A 24,401-nucleotide genomic window follows, 5' to 3' on the forward strand; every position below is an offset into this window, starting at 1 on the left:
ACACCCTCTTCTTTTATATGGATATCCTTACACATACAATGACCGGATTGGCAGTGGGGACTGTGGCCGCGGGTTTTTCGAAAAAATCTTGGTTTATGAAATCAAAATATATCTTGGCCGGTGGTTTTGCCGGAGCTCTCCCTGATGTGGATACCGTTAGTCTTTGGTCTAAATTCGATAAGTATTTTGGTCCCTTTTTTCAATTGGAAAATTCCGGTAAGCATATTTATTCGGCTAAGTTTTGGTATTCCCATCACGGTTTTATGCATTCGTTATTAGCGCCGATTGTTTTGTTATGTATACTGGCCTTGATAGTTGCGGTAATTAAAATCAAAATTCCGACTATTAAGCAAATACGAAAAACCATTTCCTTACTCACTGTTTTCGTATTGGGTTATTGGGCTCATTTGTTGGAAGATATGCCAACTCCTAGTGCATCGTGGGGAGGAGTTAATTTCTTTTGGCCTTCGGTGGAATACACGGGCGGATGGGGAAAGATATGGTGGTGGAATAATTATGATGTCTTTATTTTTATATCTGCCATAGTGGTTTTTAATTTATTGATATTGGCTTTGTCCAGTATTATGAAATTCAAAGCAGGAAGGCTTTGCTTATCGATTTTTGTATTGGGTGTTACGCTGTCTGTTTGGCAAATTACCAATCGGGCTTACGATTTTAATGTGGCGTCAAAGAAACACGGATACGCCTTTTGCGAAAAGAAATCGAAAGAAATACAACGTGAGGTTCTGGGCAAAAGGATTTATACGTGGATGGTGGCTTTGGATAATAAGATAAAATTGAATTTTTGAAGAACGTGCCCAGTTGATATAAAATCAGTTAGAAACAGTTTTACGAATATACTTTCCGACGATAAAATAATAGACCGGAATAAAAACGGCGCAAAGAATAAAACTAATCAAAACGATCTTTCCTGACCCAGTTTGGAATTCCAAGGTGTTTCTGAAGTAATTCAAGTATTGATTTCTGATGTATAGACAAAAAACGGTAGCGAATACAAAGCATATTAGTGTAACGCCACTGATAAGGATACGGTAGAAATAAGCGATTTGCCGGATCTCGTAACCAATGAAAAATAGATTCTGAATAGTCTCTTTGTTTTTTTGGATAACCAAATGTACGCTCAGAAGGATAAAAGCGCATGAAAGCGCCAAGATTAAAGCGGCTACGAAAAAGACGAAATAGAATATGGAATTAAAGAAGAAAAGCAATCGGCTTTGTTCCAAAGAGGCTTTGTTGATGGCGTAATTGTGTTCATTGAAAAAACGGGCAACGGATTCGTCGCTTATATTTTTGAATTCGACTAACAGCCTACTGGTTTTACTTTCTTTCCTTTCACCATAATTTTTATTTGCCCAATTAAGGAATGTTTCGGGTACTAGAATTGAGTTGATCTTATCAGAAAAACCTACAATACGGCTTTTGAATCTTTTTGATTTCCCTCTTCCAAAAATACTTACCGTAAATTCAATTTCGGAAACGGTAGTTTTCGAAATTACCGGTAACCCTTGGCTTTCCGCAAAACCGAAATTATAAAGGTTTATATAGTTTTCGGGGATAATAATGGGAATGAAATCGTTACCTATTTTCCAATTCCATTCGGGGCTTTCTACATCGAGATATTGGTCCGGAATACTTTCGAAAAATAAATCGGTGGTGAAAACCGGTCCGCCAGCCAGCTGTGGAGATGTGGCCTTGATTCGGAATGTTGCGTTATTGAATGCCGAAATAGCTTGTACGAATGACTGCTCTTTTAATTCGCTGAGTTCTTTTTCGTTAAAGTATAGCCTGCTTTTATCGACGGATTTAAAGGCCGAAACCGTTTTGCTTACAACTGCGGTTTTCTGTTTAAAGACATTCGATTCCTGATTTAACAGAGGTTTCAGATCCAGATATAATTGCGAGAAAAGAAGAATAACGCATAATCCGAAAAAAAGGGAAAGAGCGTAACCGGCAATTTGAATTATGGAAAGGGTTTTCTTCTGGAGTTTGAAAAGCATGGCGTGTGAAAGCTGATGAGAAGAATAAGGCTAAAGTTACTGGATAAAGAGCAGGATCGAATATGGTCGTTGTTTCGATTATAAATGAAGTGTGTGATCGTATTCGAAAAAATACTCGTCGTGCAAAGAAGTCAGAATCAGTCCGGCGTTTCTTTTTTTTATTTCCAGGTTAATTATTTCGGTTAATATTCTGATGTTTTCCGGATCGAGATGACTAAAGGGTTCGTCCAAAAGCAAAAAATCGAATGGTTGGCAAAGCGCGCGTATTATGGCTACACGTTGTTTTTGGCCAAGTGATAGGGACCCTAGGTTTTGGTCTCGTTTACCGTTAAGTTGTACGGCTTTAATAAGCGAATCGATTTCCTCTGCCGATTTTTCATTTGTTATTCTATTTTTCAATTCTATATTTTCGAATACGCTTAATTGATCGAAAAGCTTAAGATCTTGAAAAATATAACTGATACGGTTCTTTCTGAAGTGGAAATTGGTAGAACCAATTACTTCATTTTCAAAAATGATTTTCCCGTTATAGTTTGAGTTGGTTCCGTAAATGAAATTAAGCAAAGATGATTTTCCGCGCCCGGAACGGGCTTTTACCAAATATTTTTTTCCGGAATGGAAGACCACGGAGTTTTTAAGAAATATGTCTGAACCCGATACTTCGGATTCAGACATATATGTAGGTGTGATTTTTTGTAATTCGATCGTCATGTTATTAATTACATCGATGCGAAAAGAAGATAATTTTCATCCAAAGCCTTAATGATTTCGCGCAGGCTATTTTCGTCTCCTTTCATATGAAAAACAACCTCACTGGAAGTGACGTTTGAATTGGTGATTTCTATATTTTCCATTAAACCGTTCCAGATATCCATAGCTTTTTGTTCTTTCGAATTAAGGCGTCCCATGGTCTGGGTACGGAAATTCTCAGGATACTCGGCGGTGTTCAAATTCAAATATAAGTAAGTGTTGTTGTTTTCAATTTTATCGGCGCGTGCGCTGTTTTCGGCTAATGTTCTTTTCAGTTTTTTAGTTCCGGTAAATGCGTCACGGCTGGCTGGATCTGTGGTTACGAGTAGGGCTTTGTCTCCCAATGCCATATAAACGGGGAATTTGCCGGGAATAGGTAAGCTATAATATCCGTCAGTTTGTTGGAGCATACCGCCAGGAACTTTCTCGAGCAATTTTTCGATGATTTCCTTTTTCTCGTAATCCATGGCCAGCCCCATATACGGAGTGAAATCCGAGCCGTTTTCTTCCATGCCACTAAGGCTTAAAACCATGTTTCCCTTAAAGTTCGTGATAATATCTTTTAGCGGTACGCCTGTGGCCACGGAAACCATAGGTTCTACATTCTTTATTTCCGGTTGCTCCATCATGTTGTCATAATAGGCTTCGGTATTCATCGAGGTTGAAATCAGCCCGTAGGTAGTTTCAGGGAAATAGGCCAAAAGCTTTCTGTCGAATTTGCCACCTCCGATATTGAATTTTTCAAATCGTTTTTTCGTTTCCGAGGTAAGGTCTACTGATACCTGCGCCCTAATGGCCCCTTTTTCGAAATTAAGGAAAAACGAAGCGCTATTATCAGCGAAATTATCGCCGAGTTGTTTTCTCAAGTGAGCGAATTCTCTGCCATTAGCTAATAGCCCGCCCGTTAACCATAGACTGAGATCTTTTTTATTTTCAAAAAACTTCTTGAAACTACTATTAGCCGAAATGTTATCTCCCGGTGAGAGTTTCATAAACTCGTCAGCCTTTTCCAGCAAAGTGTTTCTGCTTTTGTATGACTGGGCCACAAGGAAAAGAAGTTTATCGCCATCCCAAGTTAGTGTATAGTCCCTTCCGTTGGTTATAATATTATAAGGTCCTTTTTGCAGGATAGAATCGGAGGTTTTGGTTTCGTTAAGTGCCTCTTCGATAAAAGTTTTGAATTTCCCATCATCAAAAAGTTCGGCGGTAATACCGACAAATTGATTCGAAGGTTCGTTAGAAGTCAAATAAATCAAAACCTCTTTGCGTAGGTCGATACCCGTGGTTTTCGGATCCTCCAGAACTTTTTCGACGAGTTTCGAAGCGCTTTTGCTTTCGTTTTTTATTTCCTTGGAAGCCGCCTGAACCGATTTCAATTCATTGAGTTTGTCCAGTTCGCCTTTTTGGGTCAGGGCGTAGCCATCGACCACCGCTACGAGTTGCGCTTCTTTTGGTATGGCGTCGAGGGTTTTCGGAGATTCGGAACATGACGATAAAAACGCCACTATCATTCCACAGAAAACTAAGCTGAGTAAACGTAGATTTTTCATATAAATATGGATAAGCAATAAAAAATTCTAAAAAACAGTATCCGGTTTATCTCCGGTTATGCGTTGTTTGCGACGCTATTTTTCGTTTTAAGCGTTAGATTAAAATTGATCCGGTCGTATTAATCTGAGCCTGTTTAAATGGTTTTATTTTTCATCGTTTTAATCGAAGAATCATAAACTCTTTTCGTGCTTCGCTATTTAGCTTTTATCGCCGAAACGTTCGCTAATTTTAGGATTAAATATAGGTATATTTTTCAAATAAAATATGAATGTATTTAGTGTTGGTTGTTTTTCCTGATAAGAAGTCTGGAGCGCTGTCTTTTCGGTAAATCGGGTTGTCTGGCATTAACGGGATATTTTTTCTGGTGTCTGTAACTAAGGCTTATTGGACAAGGTTGTAAACGGAGAAACCGTCTCGAACCTTGGTCGTAGTATATGTGGTCTTCTCGCCCTTCCACAAAACCTATCCGTAAGGAAAACCCGACAGGCAAATCCAAAATGCCTCCCGGGACAGGTGTGGCGCAGGCGTTGCTGAACAAAGAACGGTTTGAGAAGCTAAGAAGTGATAGGGAAGACACTTTGCTTGATGATATCGGAACGTTGTTGGATGATTTTTATAGAGAGACAATCCGGTCTTTTGGGGAGTGTTATGAACGGAATCTAAAAGACTGGTCCGGTCTTCAAGAGTCGTTGCATTTATTGGCCCATTACATTTATAGGCTTGAGCGGATGGCTTACGGCTGGATTGCCGAGCATCCGGTGACGACGATGAATTTCAGTTTGCTTACGGACATTAAGGCCATTATGGCCTTGATGCAAGATATGTCGTTGGAAAGCGCTCGGGTTTACGGTTTTTTGGCCCAGCACAAAATGGATCCGAATTACGCTCCCGAGTTTTCGCCTTACGACCCTTTGGCGATAGAAAAACAAGCGGCGTGTAAGCGTGAGAACGAAGAGCTGTGGGAAGGTGTGCGGGGGAAGAATTGGGTACCTGTGCCTAGGCATTGGTCCGAGGACAACGGACTGAATAACCTGATGCAGAAAAGCCTGTTTCGGCTGATGGAATCCGAGGCGGGAAGGGAATTGCTGGGCAGGGTAAGGCGGACGTATTTCTCAACGGGAGCTAGTGTTCGGGATCTTCCGAAGGGAACGGCTACGGAAGCTTTGCCTTTGGATGAAATGTTAAAGATGAAGTTTGAGCCAATGACTCCCTTACCCGAGTCGATATCGATGGCCGAGCTGACCAAGCCTAAAGCAAGTCGGGGTGAATTACGGACGTTTAAGGCCTTTTCATGGGATAATATGGGCGCTCCTTTTGTCCGTGTTGACCCAGAAGCGGGGTATAGTGACTTTACGCAGAGGTTTGAGAAAGGCTTTATGTTTTTGCCTTCGTTTCTTCATATGGCCAATATTCTGGAATCGGTTTTGGCGTCGCAAGGCGCTTTGATGCCGGAGATGTGCTATGAGAATAGAATTCGGAAAGAACGGGATTTGCCGTTGAGAGTAACGCACGAGCCGAAAGTGTACACGCCGGACGATACGGAAGAATTGTTGGTGCTGGAGCCGGAAATTGGCGGTATGGCGACCTGTTATCCGGCTTCGGATTATGAGACTAGCAAGCCGGAAAAGAAAGAGGCTAGTAGGGCTCCGTTTTTTCCGCAAATGCGGAGTGTGCCGAAGTTCCATTCCGGTTTGGATCGCCGTAGGGTCCTGGCTGTTGGGAAGTTGATGGAAGGACAGCGGGCTGTTGCTTTGGCTAATATGCCACAAGTTGGTTCTGCTAGCGGGACCGAATTGTCAAGGCCGAAGACCTTACGAAATGATTTTGAGGGGGAACCGACTTTTGCCCAAGGCGATTTTACATTTGGGAAATCGTATTGGAGTGATTATCGGCATAATTATAAAATGTGTGATTCCGCAGGGAAAGATTTTTACCTGGAATTTCAACAATACGCTTCGAGCGTGGCGGTTCCGGAGAAGGAAGCGATGGCAAGCAATCTGCTAAGGGTGATGGGCTCCCGGGTTTTATCGCCGAACACTAGAGCATTGCCGTTGGATTCGCCGGAGATTACTTATTTGTGCGACGTGTTTTCTAAAATGGATCCCACAAGCTTCACCGAGTTTAAGACTAGTTTTGAGAAATCGAAAAAGAGCGGGAACTCTTCGGCGATTTTAGCGGAAAGAGTACCGGGTAAAATTATAAAGAGACTGCCTGACGAAGGCGCTTCGGTAATCGAGAATCCTCGTTTTGTGGAGGCTATGGGCGAGCTTTTCCTTTTTGATATGATGTTTGGCAATGACTGCAGGGTGATGCGTGGTGTATCGGGTCACAATTTGGTGTTGGGGGAAGACCAAAGGGTGTACGCCACTCATCACGAGATCAATCTGGAAGGCTTGGCCAAGATTGTAGCGCCTTTCGTTTACGGTGGAATGCGGGTAATGTGGAACTGGTGGGAGATGCATCAAAAAATGCAGGATCCGATGCGGAATGAAAGGGAACTTAGGATGTTCTTCGAAGATATCGGGACGGGTTTAAGGACTTTGTTGGAAACGGTGTTCGGACAATATATCCAAGAAGGCGGGGGCAAGGTGGAGTTCACAAAGAAGCTTTGCGGAGAAGGGGAGTATTCTTATCGAAAACTGGGAGTGGAGAACTCCAGGCATTTTGATAAAGGAATGATAGAGGCCTGTTTGAAGATAATGGATTATGAGGAAATGCTGGATGAGGCTTCGGCATTTACCGTTCCGGGCTACGGAATAGAAGTGGGGGTGATGTTTCGGATGTTTAAAGTTCTTATTGAAGTGGCGAAAGCGCACGAAGGAAAATTGCGTGAAAGACTGTTAAGAGATGAGGAAATGTCCGCCTCTGATGAGGGGTTGTAAAAAGGGCGCCCGGTACTGGGCGCCTTTTTTCATGTGAAGGTTTTATTATTTGTACGGATTGTGAATGTACTCAGTGCTGAAATCTCCCAAATTGGAGAAGTAGTGCTTAACCAGCGCAGCAGGGTCTCTGGCGATGGCGCCGTGAATCGAAAGATCGTCATCGCCGTCATTCCAGCTCCATGGCGGATTTGCAGAACCACGTTTGGTAAAGGTATTCGGGAAGTAAGAGGCGTTGATCATGAATTTAGGATCGTTACGATGGTCCCAGAATCCGCCCGGTTCGAAAATGTCAACCAGTTTATACTTTACATTATGATCGTAGGCGCTTTCGGGATACTCCGAAACAGTCAAACTCGGGTAGTATTTGATGTAATCCTCACCGCCGGGCTTTTGGTCGGGATATGTTTTCATTCCGTGGCCTTTGGCTTCCTGAGTGGTGATAATCCGGCTGGCACCGTCATACACTTCGTATCCGGCGGTACCGTCGATATCCTCATGTCCATCCTTGAGTCTGCTTCCTACGGTTTTGTATGAGTAGAAATCACTGTGGAAGACTGTTACGCAACCTTGGAGCGTACCAAAGGGCGAAGAGTCTTTTTTGACAATGTGCAATGAGCCTTCCAAGTCATTTTCGTGTTGGTCCAGATTATAAAGGAAGAAAATATCTGTCCAATCACGAGGGTGGAAGAATGTGTAAAGGATAAAGTAGTGGGTTTCGGTTTCGGTAACGGAATAATACGAAACAGCTCTGCATTGTTCCTTGCTACTGAGGTTATTCCAGTTATTGGACGAGTTCCAGTCGCCGTCGAAATCCAAGGCGGTTACGTAGTCCGAAAGGCCGTAAACGGCGTATTTTCCGGTGCGGTCCACGTCTTGGATATGGACCGGAGCGTGGTGATATACAAGTTGTTTGTAATTGCCAGGCGAGGGCGCTTGTAGGCTTTGGGTTTGGCTGGCCATTTTAGCGGACGGTTGCAATTCGCCCTCAATATCCGCATTGTTTTGGCAGGCGGAAAAAGCGCCTCCCAAAAGTAAGGCGACGGAAGCCGTTAGTAAAGATTTTTTCATGGGTTTACGGTTTATATTCCTTTGATGTTAAAAAAACGAAAGGAATGGCTGTTTAGTGGAGAGGGACACCAGAAATGCCGGTGCCCCTGTATATAAGCTGGCAAGTGAAATTTTAAGGCAATGTTTTTGGCAATTCATCGCCGTTTTCCCACCAGAACATCTTGTTCCAATTGTTATCGTACCAAGTTTTGAAATTGGCTTGTCCAGGATACTCCTCGTCGCTTTTCAACGGTTCCTTGAATATTGGGCAGAGGAGATGGTCGGCGGGCTGTTTGCTCAACAGCCACATTTTGGCCAAGTTCCTGTTGTTGTCGCCGGTGATCGGAATATCAAACGATTCGGCGCGTGCGGCTTCGTAGGCTTCGGGATTTTTGCCCACTTCGTCGGCCGGGTAGGCGGTTCTGGACGGGTAGTACTGTCCGCTGCCGCTAGAGAGGTAACGCAAGGTTCCACTAGAGGCGGGCAACGGAGGCAACATCGTACGGCGGTGGTCGATGTAAGGCTCAAAACCGAGCATAAACGATGCGATCCATTTCTGCTCCGCCACCAACAGGCGATGGTCACGACCGCCGTCCCAGCTTACTTGCTGTTGGGCCAGATACTCGTCTACGTTTGCGTGGCCTGTTTCCAGGTAAGCGCCATCGTAGCGAGTGTCGCCTTCCCATTGGCTATCGTATTCGTTAAGCGAAGCTTTTACGCCGTTTTCGTAATACATTCTGGCGTCACCGCTGATAAAACCTCTAAGCGCGGCTTCAGCCATATTGAAGTTCAATTCAGAATATGTAGCCAACGGAAGCGGAGAAGTGGAGGCCTTCGGCAACGGCGAAAAGTCGTTGTTCATCGGGCGGAAATGCTCGCCTATGTAAGAGGAATAGTCGATGGCGTGCTCCGTATCGTTTATGATATTCCACGAAGCAGCGTGACTGTTGCCTGTAGTGATTCCGTACATGTGCCCCACGTATTTGTCTGGACCTGGATTGCTAGGCACAATGTACATGTTAGCGTCGGTGTGGAACTTCTTTACGGGGTGAGCGTACGAGTAAATCCGGGCGTCTTTAAGCGAGAGTAATCTTTCGATAAGAATATTACTCACGGCATGCTCTCTGAATAACCCCGAACTTGAAGTGTAGAATGTCGAGAAACGCTGGTTTCCGTCGTAGGTAAGCATGCAGTTGTCATCGTTTGATCCGAAAACGGGATGCGTGCTTGGGTTTGACGCGATTTCGTTCATTATAGTCTTGGCCGTGGCTTCATCAGCGTCGGCCATATAGAGGGCCATACGGAAGCGAAGACTGTTTGCGAAGCGTTTCCACTTCTGAATATCGCCGGTGAAAATGAAATCTTTCTGAGCGTCCACATTATCCATATCGGCGGTGATCAGCTCGTTGGCCGAAGCTAGGCGCTCCAAAATAGCCGGATAAATATCGCTCTGCTTATCATATCGATTCACTTCGATAATGCTGTCGTCGCGAAGGATGAAGTACGGTATATCGCCATAAAGCGTCGTGAGCGTGTAGGAAAGGTAGCTTTCCCAAATATAAGCTATAGCCAAATAACGGTTGTCGCCCGAAAGCTCGGCGGCGCGGCGCATGTTTTTCACGTCGGCCAGGGCGTTGTAAGCTTTGTGCCAGATGTTGCCGTCCAAGTCGTGCCACGAACGGTGGCGGTTTCCTTGGCTAAGGCTTCGGGTTTTTCCGGTGTGCCGGCTTACGGCCGTCATCACATTGAGAATGGTGGTGCTCATACCATTCCAAGCGCCACGATCCAAGGCTTTCTCTATCATGTTGCCCATGAACAGCTCAGGAGGAATAACAGTTCCTTCCGAGAAAGTGGGCTCATTGGGATTTATATTGAATTCCTCATCCCAAGTTCTGCAACTCGATACCGAGAGGCAGGCCAATACGATGCAAAGGAGTTTGTTTATCTTCATTTTTCCGGACATTAGAGCGTGATTTTGAGGTTAAAAGTCCAGCTGCGGGGGGCGGGAATACCGCCTGATCTGGTGATTGCCGGTACTTTTATCGAGCCGGCGTTAACGAAGACTTCCGGGTCAACGTTCTCCACCTCGGACCAAACGTAGAGGTTACGTCCGGTAATCGAGAGGTTGGCGGACTGGATGAAGGTTTTCGAGAGCAAAGACCTCGGAATCTGGTAGGATAGGCTCAGTTCCTTAAGCTTTACGAACGAACCGTCTTTGATCCACATGTCGTTGATTTCGGTATCTACCCAGAAATCGCCGTAAAACTCTTCCTTGGCGATTTCGTCACCTGCCTGAAACGGCTTGATGCCTTCCGGCGAATCCCAAACGGCGTTGGTAAGCAATACGCCCTCGTCCCGGTTACCTGTCTCTTTGGCAAGGCCCTTCGCTGTCATTTCCTTGGCAAAACCGTCATAGATGTCGTTGCCGTAGTTGAAGAAGAACAAGGCTGAGAGGCTCAAGCCTTTGTAGCTGATGGTGTTGCTCCATGACCCGATCCAATCTGGGTTGTAGTTGCCTACCACTTCGAAATCGCTACGCGGAAGGTCCTTTTGAGAGTCGAAATAATAGTAACCGTTGTACTTGGACAAAGACGCGTCGTGTGTACTCGGGTCGTATTCAAACTTACGGGCTGTACGCGAGTAAAGATCTCCTCGACGGTTGCCGGGTTTGTCGAATGTGTAAAGGAACCCGTTCACTCCGCGGGTGATAAAACGATCAGGATCATCAGGAGTAAGCTCTTTCAGCTCCGTGCGGTCCATCGACCAGTTCAGTTGCGAATCCCAACGGAAGTTGTCAGTCTTGATTGGGGTAGCGTTCAATGTTACTTCAAGTCCGTAGCTGTCTACCTCACCAACGTTCAGCATTACGGCGTCGTAGCCTGTGTATTGCGAAGTCACCAACGGCCAGATCTGGTTGCTGGTTTTGGTTTGGTAATAGGTGAGGTTCAGTCCCAAGCGGTTGTTGTACATCAAGAGTTCCGATCCGAATTCGAAGGATTTCGAGAACTCGGGCTTAAGGTTGTCTTCAAGTCTGATTTTGATTTCCTCGACACCCGCCACACCGTTAGAGCCTTCAGTGAAGTTTAGCGTTTGGAAAAGTTTATAAGGGTCGGTGTCGTTACCCACTTCGGCGTAGCCACCGCGGAGCTTCCACATATCGAAAGCGGCCGGAAGGTCGAGCATATGATCAATCAAGACCGAGAAAGTGGCCGAAGGGTAGAAGAACGAGTCATTTTCTTTGTAAAGCAACGATGAGGTCCAATCGTTCCTTGCGGTGATATCAAGGAAGAGCATATCCTTGTAGCCAAGGTTAGCGAAAGCGTAAAGCGAGTTGATACGTTTGCGGGAGGCGTTTACGGCGTTGGTTACGCGCGGAAACGTTCTGTAATTACCCAAAGTGTACACTTCCGGAATAAGAAGCTGATAACTGATGCCGTTGATCCAGTCGCTGTCACGGCTCATCATATTGCCACCGGCCGATATTTTGAGTGAGAGGTCGCCGATTTTGTCGTCGTATGTCAGGAGTGCGTCGGTGTTGGTTTCATAGCCTTTGCTCCACTTCGTTGAGTATGATCCGGTTGTGCGGTCGCCTCTTGTAGTGGTTCCTTCCGCTCCCGGGCCACCTTTGAACTGGGTTTGTTGCATATAGTAATAACCACCCGCACGCACTACGGCGCTGAGTTTGTCATTGAACTTGTAAGCGAGACTCATATTTCCGTAAAACTGGTCGCGCACTGACGAATTTTGGTTTTCATGGAGCGAGAAGTACGGGTTGTCGCTTTGGTCCAGCCAAATCTTTTGTTTTTTGCCCGGTACAGTCCAGTAATTTTGCAAATCGTTGAGATCCAAGCTGACAGGCCAAAGTCTAGGGTCGATGGTTTGGTTGTTGTCGCTTTCGCTTCTGAAATACTTTACGTTGGCTTTCAGGTCGATAAGGTTGCGGATAATTTTTGAGGTTACGGAAAGGTCCACCCTGTTTTCCATATAATCCGTATTCGGGATCATGCCTTTTTGGTCTACGTTGGTGTAGGAAAGACGGAAATTCTGCTTCTCGTCTCCGCTGGTCACAATCACGTTATTGGAAAAAATCAATCCCGTTTCGTAGAAATCCTCGACGTTGTTGGGCGAAGGATTCCAAGCGGTTGCGCCTGATACCTGATCGACCGTACGCCCGTCAAAGGCAGGTCCCCAGCTATCTACTCTCGTAGAGTTGTAAAGGCCTCCGACCCCTTGACCGTATTGGTCTTGGTATTCAGGAAGAATCCCCGGGTTTTGTACGGTTACCGAAGAACGGAGCTCCAAACCGAGGGTGTTCCTGTTTCCTCCGTTTTTGGAAGTGATAAGTATCACACCGCCACCGGCACGGGACCCGTAAAGCGCCGCAGCCGCAGGTCCTTTCAACACGGAAATACTTTCGATGTCGTCGGGAGCGATGTCGTTGATGCTCGGTACGGGAATACCGTCGATTACGTAAAGCGGGTTGTTTGCGCCGTTAAGCGAGCTTTCGCCACGGATTACAATACGCGAACCACCGCCTCCGATTCCGCCACCGCCTTGGGTGGTGTGTACGCCGGAGATACGACCGGCTAATGAGTTGGTGATATCGAGTTCGCGCGCTTGCGTGAACTCTTCGCTTTTGATATCCTGTACGGAATATCCGAGTGATTTTTGCTCACGCGAAATACCCAAAGCCGTTACAACAACTTCGTCCAGTTCTTTTGAGTCAGGATCAAGCTGGATATTGAGTGTGGAGGCGTTTCCGACCTGCACTTCTTTGCTGATATAACCGATAAACGAAACAACAAGCACCGAGCCTTGCGGTACGTCTTGGATCGCGTATTCGCCCATCACGTTGGTTACGGAGCCGTTTGTGGTGCCTTTGATAGCCACGGAAGCGCCGATCAGGCCTTCGCCGGTTTTGCTGTCCACTACAGTTCCTTTTATGTCGAAAGTCTGGTCTTGCTGGAGTGAAGAAGCGCTTCCAGAACCGGTCTTCTTCTTTTTGAATACAATCTGTCCGTTGATTTCCTTGTATTCCAAATCAAAAGCGTTCGATACTTCGTCAAGTCTTTCCTTAAGTTTTTTCGAACCGCTTTTCGGCCGGTATTTTTTCTCCAAAGGAAGATCGCTGTTCATATATGAAAAGCGTAGACCGGTGGCCTCATTGGCCATTTTGAAAAATTCTTTGAGCGTTATTTCTGTTTTTGACACGGAGAGCATAATGTCTCCATACTTCTCAATTTGCCATCTGTCGTTGGCCCGTGTTTCGGAAAAAGCCGGTGACAAGAAAAGCAAAGCCAATAGGGGGACTATTGAAAAAAGCCTTTTTTTCATTATAATTGGTTTTTGAAGTTCTAAAAAAGGGGTTTGCGCTTGACTGTCAGGGAATTGTCTGCGCATGATAAACCTTTTGGGGCGCCCATTGGGCGCTTTTTTTGTCGTTATTCTACCATAAACACTTTTTTTGTTAAAAATTATGAGATAATATCCAGCCATTGCCGGAGTACGGATTTCATACCCTAAAAGCGTTCACTGTGGCGACCGAACGAGGGAATGATTAAGTTTTTAGAATTAGATATATTCAATAAACTAAGTCTGTTTGAAATCTTTAAACAGAACTTAATCGCTTGTTTTTCAATGAAAAATTTGAGGTTGTGATGATTTGAAATTGTTATGGGTTTCAACAACCTTTTCCGATTAATTTATATCGACGCTGTCTCGTAGATTCAATTTTTCCGTCGGTTACAAAGCTTAAAATCTCCATTACGGTTTCGATAGTTTCGTCGTTGAGCGTTACGCTAATACGACAATCCAACATCTCTTTTGATGATGTTTCAAGTATAACGTTATATGTTCTTTCAATGCGTTTGATCGCTTCGGAGAGCGGTATGTTATCAAAGACCAAAATCCTGTTTTTCCATCCCGCCACCTTTTGGGTATCAAAACGTTTGATGACAGTCCCAGAGCTTTCCTTATTCAGTACAATTTGTTGGTCAGGGTGCAAAAGATGGCTTTCGCCTTCGTGAAGCGTTACCTGCACTTGGCCTTCGACTAGCGAAATGGCTGAGGTTTTGTCTTCTTTATATGCTTTTACGTTGAATTTTGTACCCAGAACCTTTGTGTCAATTCGGTTGGCGTGAACGATAAACGGCTTCTTTTTATTCGATTCCACCTCAAAAAATCCTTCGCCCTCGATTTCGACTTCCCGAGTGTCTTTGTCAAATTCCTTAGGATATTCTAGAGTTGATTTTGAATTAAGCGTTACGATTGATCCGTCAGGCAAGGTCACGGTTTTTATTTCCCCGGCGAGGGCGGTTACTTTCACCATCGGAGTACGAAGGAAGAAAAAGGCGCCGACCGTAGCCATAATGAGGAGTAGACTGGCGGCCACCCAGTAGGTACGCATTTGGATGACGGTTTTTTCCGAGAACGAAAATCCGGGTTCCTGTTGCCTTATTTTGGAAGCCACCAAGTTTCGGATTCTATCCCAGTTTTTGTTTTTCGGGGAAGTGAGAGCCCATATTTGGCTTATGCGTTCGAATTCCTTTTTCCGGCCATCGGCACAGATTTTCTCTTCGAAAGCTTGTCTTTCCTCCGCTGTCGATTCCCCCGCCAAATGGCGTATCGCTTCGTCGTAAAATCTATTGTCCTTGTCCATGAATTAAATGCGTTTCATATACAATGACAGGGAATTTGAGGGGGACCTACTATTGAGGTCGTAGATTTTTTTAATTTTTTTACGAACACGAAAAAAATGGGCCAGTAAAAGTTTTCCTTATTGTTAATTTAACAATAGGATAATCTTAAAAATGAATATACTTCAGTAATGCGGGGGCTATAATGGCAAGGCTTACCAGCTTGTCCTCATCCATAAGTTTGGATCTGTGGGAAGCCATAAACTTTTGGGCTTCGCTGATCTGGTTTTGTACGGTGTTTTCCGAAATTTCGAGCTTTTTCGCTATTTCCCGGTAGCTTAGACCTTCATATCTACTCATTTTGAAAATGAGCTTTCTACGTGGCGGCAACATTTCCACCAAAGAGTCGATAGCGTCCCGCAATTCGGAAAAACGTTGTCCGCTGTCGGCTTCCATATGAGAATGGAGGTTGGTGGAATAAGAGTCTTCGATCGAAACTTTACTGATTTTGGGTTTTGTCGCAAAATTCAGGGACCGGTTTTTTACGGCCGTAAAAAAGTAGGCTTTCACATTTCCGGTAATGTTAAGCTGTTCCCTTTTGAACCAAATTTGGGCAAACACGTCGGAGACTATTTCCTCCGCTACGTGGGAGTCGTGGGTGAGGTATTTTGAAAATTCGCAAAGAGCCGTAAAGTGGCGCCTTATCAAGTGATCGAGCGCCTGTGGGTCTTCCTCCCTAAGCTTGGTCCATAGCTCGCGGTCGGAAGCGTTTTTGTATTTCTCCATCAATATAAAGCGGTGTGTGCGGTAGCAAATTACGAAAGATATTCAAAAATTGATGGAATTAACAGATTTGATTATGTGTGTTTAATCTTTGGGAAACAATATTTTTGGACTTTTCAACAAGGGAAACTACCCGTTTAGGGTAGTTTCATGAATTTTTCCAATCGTTTTTTACTAAGCAGAATAAACGATTTGTCATCGACTAGGGCGGGCCAGAAATCCCTGTCGCCTACGTCATAAACGGCGAGCGCTCGGGTTCCGTCCTGATCCGTAGTGGTGGCTTTGTAAAACGGCTCGATAGTCCGTAGGTTGGAATAATTTCCGTATTCTTTTTCGGGGACAAAACGGTCGGCTTCCATAAACACAAGACCGGAAACCAGGCTTTTCAACTTATCCTGATCGGGCTCGCCTTCGCCTTCGTAGTTCAGTTGCCCTTGTCGTACGGTTACGCCAAAGGATTTTTCGTTGTGTTTTACCCTAATGTCAAGGTCGCCTTTGGGCATATCCCAGAGTCTTCTGTTGCGCCAGTCGATGGCCGGAATCTCGAAAATCCCCGACACGTAACTGTCGTCGTATCCCGGAATATGGATTTGGTAGGCTTTTCCGTCTTGCGATTCGAAGAAGTAGGAGCGTTTCTGTTGGGCCTCGCCGGTCGCTATAAACGATTGCAGTTTTTTATCTTTTGAAAAAATACTGACAGCGATTCCCGTTTGGCTAAGGCTTCCCCGAAGTTTACCGGCCACCTCCTCGCTAAGCGGATGCTTTACTCGAATGTCTTTAAGTAATGAAAGCAGAAAACGCGTCATATTCGGATCCGCCTTCTTTTCGCCGATGTTCCAGCCGTTACCGTTTCGGTTTAGAGTTACGGTAACGCCGTCGGGTCTTTTCAGCGAAATACGATTAATGGATACGGTGTCTTCGACGGTGAAGCGCTTGTCCGTATTTACGATTTCCTTTGTTCCGGCCGGTTTGTCCGGGGCGGTAAGCAACCAAACGTTGAGCCCGACCAACGAAAGGAATATGATGAGCAGTACGGTGTTCTTTTTCATATGACTCTACTGTTCGAGGCTGTCGGAATGGCCAGTGAAACGTTTTTTTCTGATCAGGTAAGCGCCTGTGCCGAACAGGGCGAGCAACAATAATGGTCCACCGATATTGAGCGTTTGCCAAAGCGTGCGCTGTTCCCTGACTTTTACCGTATCGAGCGGACGGATTTTCACCCGCTTGTTCCGCGCCGTGATCAGTCCGTTTCCGTCGGCCAGAAAGGCTGTGGCGTTTCTGATAAAATCGGCGTTGGCGAAGGTTTGCTTCATGTAAGGGTCGAAACCTAAATCGAGCGGGGTTTTGTCTCTTGGCTCCAACGCGTTGAGCGCAATGTCTCCGTCGGCCACCACGATCAGTTTGGCGCCTTCGCTTTTGTCGAGGCGGTTGCGATCGTCGGCGCCTACGGGAGCAAACCTGCCCGCGAAAGCCGATCGGAACTTTCCTTCGAGCAAATAGGCCAAGTTCAGGGGGCCGTCGGTGAATTTTTTCGGATCATAATCTCTGGAAAGCGCCTCCATACTGACATCGATCGGGGCTTTGAGCTTTCTTGCGTTAGCGGAAGTGCTTAACAAAGCTGTTTTCCAAATGCCTTTGGTTTTTACAGTGTCGAGCGTTCCCGCAAATTTTGTCGCGATTCCGTCCAGATTTCGTGTCACAACATGTTTGGGCATGCGGTTTACGAGTGGAAGAAACGGCCAGTTGATAAGGCTGATTTGGGGTTTTCCGCTCACTTCGCTTACTACGACGGGTGTTTTCAGGCTTGTAAGATCTTGGGCCAGATCGTCATTCAGTCTTACGCCGTAGCGAAATAATAAGCGTTCGATTCCCAGTTCAGTCGGGAAAACCAAGGCTTTGCTTTGGCGAACGCTGTCGAAGTTTACACTGACTTTGTCGAGCATAAACAAGGCGTTACCGCCACGCATTATGTATTGGTCGATATTGAAAAGACTTTTTTCGGAAAAAGCCTGATCCGGTTTTACCATTACAATGGCGTCGTAACCGGCGAGCGGTTCCAAAGCGGGATCGACAAAGCTGAGCGAGTAATTTTTTTGCAGAAGATTCCGTATTCCTTCCGTTTCCGGGCCGGTCGGTTGTCCGTTTCCGGTAAGGTAAGCGATACGTTTTTTGTCGCCGGAAGCCAGGTCCTGTATCGCCGAGGCGATTTCGTATTCTACGTTCTCAATCGATTGGTTGAGGCTTTCTTGGGAAGATCCGGATGTGCTGCCTTTGAGCAAGGAAATCCCCGTTTCTTGGCCTTTGTAATTGATCACCGCTCCGGGAAAGGCTACGCGTGTGGTTTTCTTTCCTTCTTTGTTCTCGTGAATTCTTGTGGAAGGAACCCCGAGACTTGTCAGTTTGCGTTGGGTTTCGTTTACGCTTCTCGGCGTTCTTCCTTTGGTGGGGTCCGTAAAGCGATATTGGACTTTGTGTCCCGAATATGCTTCGAATTCGTCCAAAGTCTCCTTTACGCTATTCTGAAGGCGTTTGAATCCGGCGGGCAAATCGCCGTCCAGAAACACTTCGACGAAAACCGGTTCTTCCAGCTTGCCCAACATTTTCACGGTTGGTTTCGAAATGGTATACCGGCCCTCCTCGGTTAAGTCTACCCGGAAGAAATGCCCGGAAAGCGATAGGTTCAGGGCTAAGAGCACCAAAAGGCCAATGCCGGCCTTGAGCAGGTCTTCGATTCGTTTCGTGTGGAAATTTACCATAATCTGCTGGCGAGTCTAAGACGTGTAACAATCAGGGCCGATGCGATCACCGACGCGAAATACAGTAAATCGCGGGAATCGATAAGGCCACGCCCGATGGCGTTGTAGTGGTAAAGCAAGCCGAGGCGTTCGACATTGAGCGCACCGGAGGTAAACATTCCCGATACGGACGAAAATCCGCTATAAAGCGCAAAGCAAGCGAAAGCCGAAGAGATAAAGGCCACAATTTGGTTTTCGGTAAGCGAAGAGGCCGTGATGCCGATTGCGGTAAACACGCCCCCGAGCATCAAAAGGCCGGCGTAAGATCCGGCGATGCCCGCGCTGTCAAGGTTTCCGGCCGGACTGCCGAGCATATAGACGGAAACGTAATACAGCGCCGTAGGAATCAAAGTAAGCGCCACCAAAGCCCAGCCGGCGAAGAACTTGCCGAGGATGATCTCCCAAGCGCCGAGCGGTTTGGTCAAAAGCAGTTCGATGGTTCCGGTTTTCTGTTCTTCGGCGAACATCCGCATGGTGACGGCCGGGATTAGGAACATAAAAACATAAGGCCCCAGGCTAAAAAGCGTTTCCATGTCGGCGAAGCCGTAATTCAGGACACTGGTTTCCGGAAATACCCACATAAGCAGGCCAATTCCCGTAAGAAACACGCCCATGACCACGTAGCCGATCAGGGAGTTAAGGAATCCGTTAATTTCTTTCTTGAAAATATTAAGCATGCTGGCCTTTTGTTTTGGTCAGTTTCTTGGCCCGGCGCCGAAAGTTGTAGGCCGGGCCTACAAAATAACGTCATTTTTCCGAAAAATAATGCGTACCCGCACCTGAGCGAAAGCCAAAAACCGCTCTTTTTATGGCTTAAAAGGTGAAATGATGGAAAATACGGGTGTCAATTTGGCGTTGTATAGCGGATTGACGCCGGATTTATTCGGAGGAAAAGACCAAAACCGCTTATATTGCGGGTTCACTAACACTCTGTTTTATGAAGCTAGCGGCCATTGACGTGGGCTCCAACGCAGCCCGTTTGCAGATTTCGAAAGTTACTTTGGGCCAGGACGGCCAAGAACGGTTCAAGAAGCTTGAGTATATCAGGTATCCTTTAAGACTGGGAAAGGACGTTTTTTCCGAAGGCAAAATATCCCCAAAAAGAAGGGCCAACTTCGTGAAGTTGATGAGGGCCTTCGCTTTGGTCATCGATCTGCACGAAGTTGACGAGGTGATCGCTTATGCGACCTCGGCCACAAGGGAAGCGGAAAACGGAGAGGAAATTGCCAAAGAAATACGGTTGATGACTGGCTTGCCTCTGGAAGTAATTGACGGTGAACGGGAAGCGAGAGTGACTTTTGAAGCCTTGTCTGAATTTATTGACGACGGCGCGTATATTCATATCGATGTGGGTGGTGGTAGTACTGAGCTGAACTTGCACCAAGGAGGAGAAAAAATAGCGGGGAAGTCTTTTCCTGTCGGTTCCGTCCGCTCTTTAGCCGAAAAAGACGATGACGTTTGGACGGATATGCGCCGGTGGATCAACGATTTTGTGCCGACTGGCGAAGAGGTTTTGGCTGTTGGGACCGGCGGAAATATCAATAAGCTGTCACAACTGATTGACGGATCGCGAGACGGTTATCTGATCGATCTGTTCAGGCTGGAGGATAAAAGGCAAGAGTTGGCGGAATTTACGACTGAAGAGCGTATGTCTGTATTTAACCTGAATCCTGACCGGGCCGATGTGATTGTTCCCGCATCGGAAATTTATTTGAACGCGATGCGTTCCGCAGGCGCGGACAAAATTTTGGTGCCGAGAGTAGGGTTGAAAGACGGTATGCTCCGCTACCTTTATAAGAAGAAGCGGAACGTACCGGAAATGGCTTGATTGAAATCAGAGGGCGAGTTTTTTGATAACGTTGCCCTCAAAATCTTTTATGCGAAACATATCCCGCTCCACAATGCCGTAAGAATTGGCGTACCCGCCTTTTGGTAAAGCGATAGAGCCTGGATTGAGTATCGAAATGCCGTCCCGGTCTTCGGCTACGGGAATGTGCGTGTGTCCCGATACGAATACGTCACCTCTGGAAAGCTCTGGCAACTGCTCTGGAGAATAAACGTGGCCGTGTGTCACGAACCATTTGCGCCCATTGATGAACAGGATGGTATAATCGGCCATCATGGGATAAGTGATGAGCATTTGGTCCACCTCGCTGTCGCAATTGCCACGCACGGCTATAACCTTGTCTTTGTATTGGTTCAGACTGAGCGCTACTTCAGACGGTGCGTAACCCTTTGGAAGCGGGTTTCGGGGGCCGTGATAAAGAGCGTCGCCAATCATCAGGATTCTGTCGGGCTGTTCTTTGTCTATTACGGCCATAGCCTTTTCCATATAGTGCATGGAGCCATGGATGTCGGAAATCAGGATGATTTTCATGTCCGGAAAATTTTTGTTGGTGAAAAGTATACCGAGCGATAAAAGCGATGGGGGCAAAGCCCCGTGAATTCCGGCCTTTGCCGGTTAGTTTTTTAGGTATTTGTCTGGGTTTTTCAGATAGTCCTCTATGTTGATCCCTTTTTGTTTGTAAAGTCCTTCGCCGAAGAATTTGAGGATATTCAAATATTCCTCGGGTTTCCAATAACCGGGAACCACGGTGATAATGTCCAACTCCTGGTCAAGATAAACCACGGAAGGGTACGATAACCTTTTGTTTAGCAAAGCTACTGCAAGTTCGTTGACGCCTCTGTTCCCGTTTGGAATATACTTGAAAGTGTGTCCTTTGAATTGAATGTCCCGTTTGCTTTCGGCGTTGAACTTTACGGGATAAAACTTCTTCTTGATGTATTTGACAATCTCTGGATCCGAGAATGTGGTCTTGTCCATTTTCTTACACCAGCCACACCAATCCGTATAAACGTCGATAAGGACCAGCTTCGGGTTTTTCCTTATGGATTTCTCGACTTCCTCTATCGTTTCCCATTTGAGATGTTTTTTCTTTCCACTTTGGGCCGTGGCGTTTGTGGCGAACAGTGCCAGTAGCAGAAATACTATCAGTGGATTCTTCATTGAGAAGTTGTTTTGTGGAAGCGAGGAAGCTCCGTCCGTTTTATTCTGTCACAACACTCAGTTTAACGTTTGCGTTAGCCTTTAGTTTTCTCCATTCGGGAATGAAAAAGCACAAGGTGAAACATGTGGAAAGGAAATCGGCGGCCGGAAAGCTGTACCATATCGCCGTGAGTCCTTGGCCTGTGAGTTTGGGTAAAACAAGAAACATCGGTATCAGGAAAAGGATCTGCCTTGACAAAGTGAGCAACAAGGCGGGCATGGCTTTTCCTATAGCCTGGAAATAAGCGGCTCCGATCATCTGGATGATGGCCAATGGCAAGAGCGTCAGGATGATTGTCAACCCCTCCGAGCCCATGGCTACAATGGCCTTGTCCTCGGTGAAGATCCGTATAATAGCCTTGGAAAAAGCCATGCCTCCCAGTTCCGAAATAACCGCGGCGATGACTCCAAACCCAAGCGCGATGAGAATGCTTTTTTTCAGTCTGTCGAAATTTTTAGCCCCGAAGTTGAACCCGGCGATAGGCAGAAAGCCCTGCACGATTCCTATCATCGGGATGAAAAGGAACATCAATACGTTGTTGAGAATGCCATAAATGGCTACAGCTTCTTTTCCGCCGTATTTGAACAGGTTGTGGTTCAGGAACATGGCCACAACGCTTGATGCGCTTTGTCGGGCTAGCGAAGAGATTCCGATGGATGCGATTTCCTTCACGATATAAGTCCTGAGCCTCATGAATTTTCGCCTGAATTTTAGCACCCCTTTTCCTCTTAAGACATGGATGAAGAGTAGGGAAGAAAAGATGACCTGCGAGGTGACAGTGGCGTAGGCCGATCCAGCGATACCCCAATTAAGTTTGACTACAAGAAGCCAATCAAGGAATATGTTGAAAACGGCGGAGGCCGAAAGCACCATCATCGGCGTTTTGGCGTCACCCTCGGCCCGGACGATGTTGTTAAGCGCCATCATGATTCCCAAGAACGGCATTCCGGCCAAAACGATCAGAAAATAAGTCTTTGCGTATGGGACGATTTCCTCCTTTGCGCCGAATACCGCCAGTATCTCGTCAGGGAAAAGGTAACCTAACAATATGGCCGTGCCACAAAGCAACACGGTTAAGCTGATGGCGTTGCCCAAGGTCTTGTCGGCCTCTTCTTTGTTGCCGGCGCCCAAGTGTCGGGAAATCATTGATCCGGCTCCGATACCCACCGACATTCCGATAATCGGGATGAGGGAACCTATGGGCATCACAACAGCTAGCCCCGCGATACCCAGCGTACCGACAAAGCGGCTCACGAAGACCGCGTCGACAATATTGAATATGATGATAACCATTAGCCCGATCATCGCCGGCGCCGACATTTTCAGCAATAACGAGGGTACGGGTTCAGTGCCGAGTTTGTTTGTGTGTTTCATCGAGTTTTCTTCGGGTTGAGAAGAGGGACGAAGGTCGCTAATTTCCCGGTAAAGGAAACGATAAAGTGATGGGAAAAGTGCCTCAAGGACTTTTTTAAGTTGATATGGGCCAATGGCCGAACAGTAGTCTTTTTGGGGTGTTTGTGATATGTTGACGTGTTTTTTTCGTTGAAAATATCCGGATTTTGACAATTCCCATTTGTGTATGAGTAATGATAAGATTAGGACGCTAGGATTCGGCTCCACTTTGGCTATCGTGTTGGCGAGCGTTATCGGTACCGGAATTTTCACTTCTGTGGGTTTGGTGGCCGAATACGTAGACAACCCTACGCATATTTTGCTGTTGTGGGGGCTAGGGGGCGTAATGACCCTTTGCGGTGCGCTTTGCTATGCCGAATTGGGGACGGTATTTCCAAAATCCGGCGGGGAATACAACGCTTTGAGAAAGCTGTATCACCCATCGTTGGGGTTCCTGTTTGGTTGGACTAGCGTAGTGTTGGACTTTCCCGCCGCCAATGCGTTAACCGCTATAGCTTTGGCGAAGTATTTACAGCATTTGGTTGACGTGCCGACCACCGTGTTAGCCGCTATTTTGGTGACTGCCGTGACAATGGTTCACGCTTTCAGTTGTAAGATCGGTTCCCGGTTTCAGAATTCCACTGTTTGGCTGAAGATGGGCTTAATCGTAGTGTTCTTGGTTATCGGTTACTTTTATCTGAATAGCGAGGCCCCGATGTATTATGAAACTCATTTTGAGAAACCTGCGCCGATAGACAAATGGATGATCGCTTTGCTGTACGTGAGCTATACGTTTACGGGTTGGAGCTTGGCGATTTACATTACCGATAAAGTGAAAGATCCCGTTAAAACTATTCCCAAAACGATGGTTTGGGGTTCGGTGATTATTACGGTATTGTATTTGGTGATCGTTTACCTTTTTGTGAGCGCTGTAAGAATTGACGACCTGAAGGGGCATTTGGATATCGGTTATCTGTTTTCCGAAGCGGTTTTGGGTGACTCGTACGGCAAGCGTTTTTTCGACTTTCTGATAGCGATAACCCTTTTATCCGCTTTGAGCGTGGACATTTGGATAGGTCCGCAGGTAAGTATGGCTATTGGGCGGGATTTCCGGATGTTTCGATGGTTGGGAAAGATTAATAAGGAAGGTGTGCCTACCCGCGGGTATTTCATTCAACTGTTGATTAGTCTTGGATTCATTTTCTCTTCCAATTTTGAGTCGGTGTTGTTGATGTCAGAGTTTGCGACAGGATTGTTTGTCTTGCTGACAATCGTAGGGGTGTTTATTATACGGTCCCGTCCTTCAAACTTTGTTATTCCCTACAAAACCTGGGGGTATCCTGTGACTCCTTTGGTGTTTCTGGTTTTAAGCGGAGCGATTTCCCTCTATATCTTGACTGATAATTTTACGGAAGCCGTGACGGGAGTCTTTTTGACTTGCTTGGGCTTGGTTTTCTATTGGGCAAACCAGAAATATTTTCCCGAAAAGGTTAAAGAATAA

At 46.1% G+C, this 24,401-nt stretch carries 18 protein-coding genes; 4 read left to right on the top strand and 14 right to left on the bottom strand.

The window, feature by feature from the left end:
• Positions 1-17: 17 nt before the first annotated feature.
• Positions 18-809, top strand: a complete 792-nt coding sequence (locus AABK39_RS06280; RefSeq protein ID WP_338394065.1) for a metal-dependent hydrolase — start codon at positions 18-20, stop codon at positions 807-809.
• Between the two features lie 24 nt (positions 810-833).
• Here the strand turns inward: AABK39_RS06280 and AABK39_RS06285 are convergent, their stop codons facing one another.
• The 3 genes from AABK39_RS06285 to AABK39_RS06295 form a co-directional block, all read right to left on the bottom strand.
• Entirely contained in the window at positions 834-2,018 is a 1,185-nt protein-coding gene (locus AABK39_RS06285) for a hypothetical protein (RefSeq protein ID WP_338394066.1), read from the bottom strand.
• 78 nt (positions 2,019-2,096) lie between these two features.
• Positions 2,097-2,693 (bottom strand): ABC transporter ATP-binding protein, encoded by a 597-nt coding sequence (locus tag AABK39_RS06290; RefSeq protein ID WP_338394067.1) that lies wholly within the window; start codon positions 2,691-2,693, stop codon positions 2,097-2,099.
• A 44-nt stretch (positions 2,694-2,737) separates the two neighbouring features.
• A complete protein-coding gene (locus tag AABK39_RS06295) occupies positions 2,738-4,318 on the bottom strand; it encodes a DUF4836 family protein (RefSeq protein WP_338394068.1) in 1,581 nt (526 codons plus the stop codon).
• A gap of 435 nt (positions 4,319-4,753) precedes the next feature.
• Between AABK39_RS06295 and AABK39_RS06300 the strand changes: the two genes are divergently transcribed.
• Positions 4,754-7,201: a hypothetical protein gene (locus AABK39_RS06300; protein WP_338394069.1), complete on the top strand. Its 2,448-nt coding sequence runs from the start codon at positions 4,754-4,756 to the stop codon at positions 7,199-7,201.
• Between the two features lie 45 nt (positions 7,202-7,246).
• On the opposite strand, the gene AABK39_RS06305 is transcribed toward AABK39_RS06300, so the two are convergent.
• From AABK39_RS06305 to gldF, 8 genes are all read right to left on the bottom strand, one after another.
• Positions 7,247-8,269, bottom strand: coding sequence for a hypothetical protein (locus AABK39_RS06305; protein WP_338394070.1), 1,023 nt, complete (start codon positions 8,267-8,269; stop codon positions 7,247-7,249).
• A gap of 112 nt (positions 8,270-8,381) precedes the next feature.
• On the bottom strand, positions 8,382-10,199 hold the full coding sequence (locus tag AABK39_RS06310; RefSeq protein ID WP_338394071.1) for a SusD/RagB family nutrient-binding outer membrane lipoprotein: 1,818 nt from the start codon (positions 10,197-10,199) through the stop codon (positions 8,382-8,384).
• 11 nt (positions 10,200-10,210) lie between these two features.
• Complete coding sequence (locus AABK39_RS06315) at positions 10,211-13,582, bottom strand: SusC/RagA family TonB-linked outer membrane protein (protein WP_338394072.1); 3,372 nt, start codon at positions 13,580-13,582, stop codon at positions 10,211-10,213.
• Positions 13,583-13,928: 346 nt separating this feature from the next.
• Complete coding sequence (locus AABK39_RS06320) at positions 13,929-14,906, bottom strand: FecR family protein (protein ID WP_338394073.1); 978 nt, start codon at positions 14,904-14,906, stop codon at positions 13,929-13,931.
• A gap of 145 nt (positions 14,907-15,051) precedes the next feature.
• On the bottom strand, positions 15,052-15,669 hold the full coding sequence (locus AABK39_RS06325; protein ID WP_338394074.1) for an RNA polymerase sigma-70 factor: 618 nt from the start codon (positions 15,667-15,669) through the stop codon (positions 15,052-15,054).
• Positions 15,670-15,803: 134 nt separating this feature from the next.
• Positions 15,804-16,715, bottom strand: a complete 912-nt coding sequence (locus AABK39_RS06330) for a hypothetical protein (RefSeq protein WP_338394075.1) — start codon at positions 16,713-16,715, stop codon at positions 15,804-15,806.
• Between the two features lie 6 nt (positions 16,716-16,721).
• A complete protein-coding gene (gldG, locus tag AABK39_RS06335; protein WP_338394076.1) occupies positions 16,722-18,422 on the bottom strand; it encodes a gliding motility-associated ABC transporter substrate-binding protein GldG in 1,701 nt (566 codons plus the stop codon).
• Complete coding sequence (gene gldF / locus AABK39_RS06340; RefSeq protein ID WP_338394077.1) at positions 18,416-19,138, bottom strand: gliding motility-associated ABC transporter permease subunit GldF; 723 nt, start codon at positions 19,136-19,138, stop codon at positions 18,416-18,418. Before gldF ends, gldG begins: the two co-directional genes overlap by 7 nt.
• Before the next feature lie 260 nt (positions 19,139-19,398).
• Between gldF and AABK39_RS06345 the strand changes: the two genes are divergently transcribed.
• Positions 19,399-20,289 carry a Ppx/GppA phosphatase family protein gene (locus AABK39_RS06345; RefSeq protein ID WP_338394078.1) on the top strand — a complete coding sequence of 297 codons (891 nt, stop codon included), beginning with the start codon at positions 19,399-19,401 and terminating at the stop codon, positions 20,287-20,289.
• A 6-nt stretch (positions 20,290-20,295) separates the two neighbouring features.
• Here AABK39_RS06345 and yfcE read toward each other — a convergent pair whose 3' ends face one another.
• From yfcE to AABK39_RS06360, 3 genes are all read right to left on the bottom strand, one after another.
• Positions 20,296-20,838: a phosphodiesterase gene (gene yfcE, locus AABK39_RS06350; RefSeq protein ID WP_338394079.1), complete on the bottom strand. Its 543-nt coding sequence runs from the start codon at positions 20,836-20,838 to the stop codon at positions 20,296-20,298.
• Positions 20,839-20,922: 84 nt separating this feature from the next.
• Positions 20,923-21,468 (bottom strand): thioredoxin family protein, encoded by a 546-nt coding sequence (locus tag AABK39_RS06355; RefSeq protein WP_338394080.1) that lies wholly within the window; start codon positions 21,466-21,468, stop codon positions 20,923-20,925.
• Positions 21,469-21,508: 40 nt separating this feature from the next.
• The gene (locus tag AABK39_RS06360) at positions 21,509-22,882 is read right to left on the bottom strand and encodes an MATE family efflux transporter (protein ID WP_338394081.1); all 1,374 of its coding nucleotides are present in this window, start codon (positions 22,880-22,882) and stop codon (positions 21,509-21,511) included.
• A gap of 205 nt (positions 22,883-23,087) precedes the next feature.
• Here AABK39_RS06360 and AABK39_RS06365 point away from each other — a divergent pair, with 205 nt between their 5' ends.
• A complete protein-coding gene (locus AABK39_RS06365) occupies positions 23,088-24,401 on the top strand; it encodes an APC family permease (protein ID WP_338394082.1) in 1,314 nt (437 codons plus the stop codon).

Source organism: Fulvitalea axinellae (assembly GCF_036492835.1).
GTDB classification, from domain to species: domain Bacteria; phylum Bacteroidota; class Bacteroidia; order Cytophagales; family Cyclobacteriaceae; genus Fulvitalea; species Fulvitalea axinellae.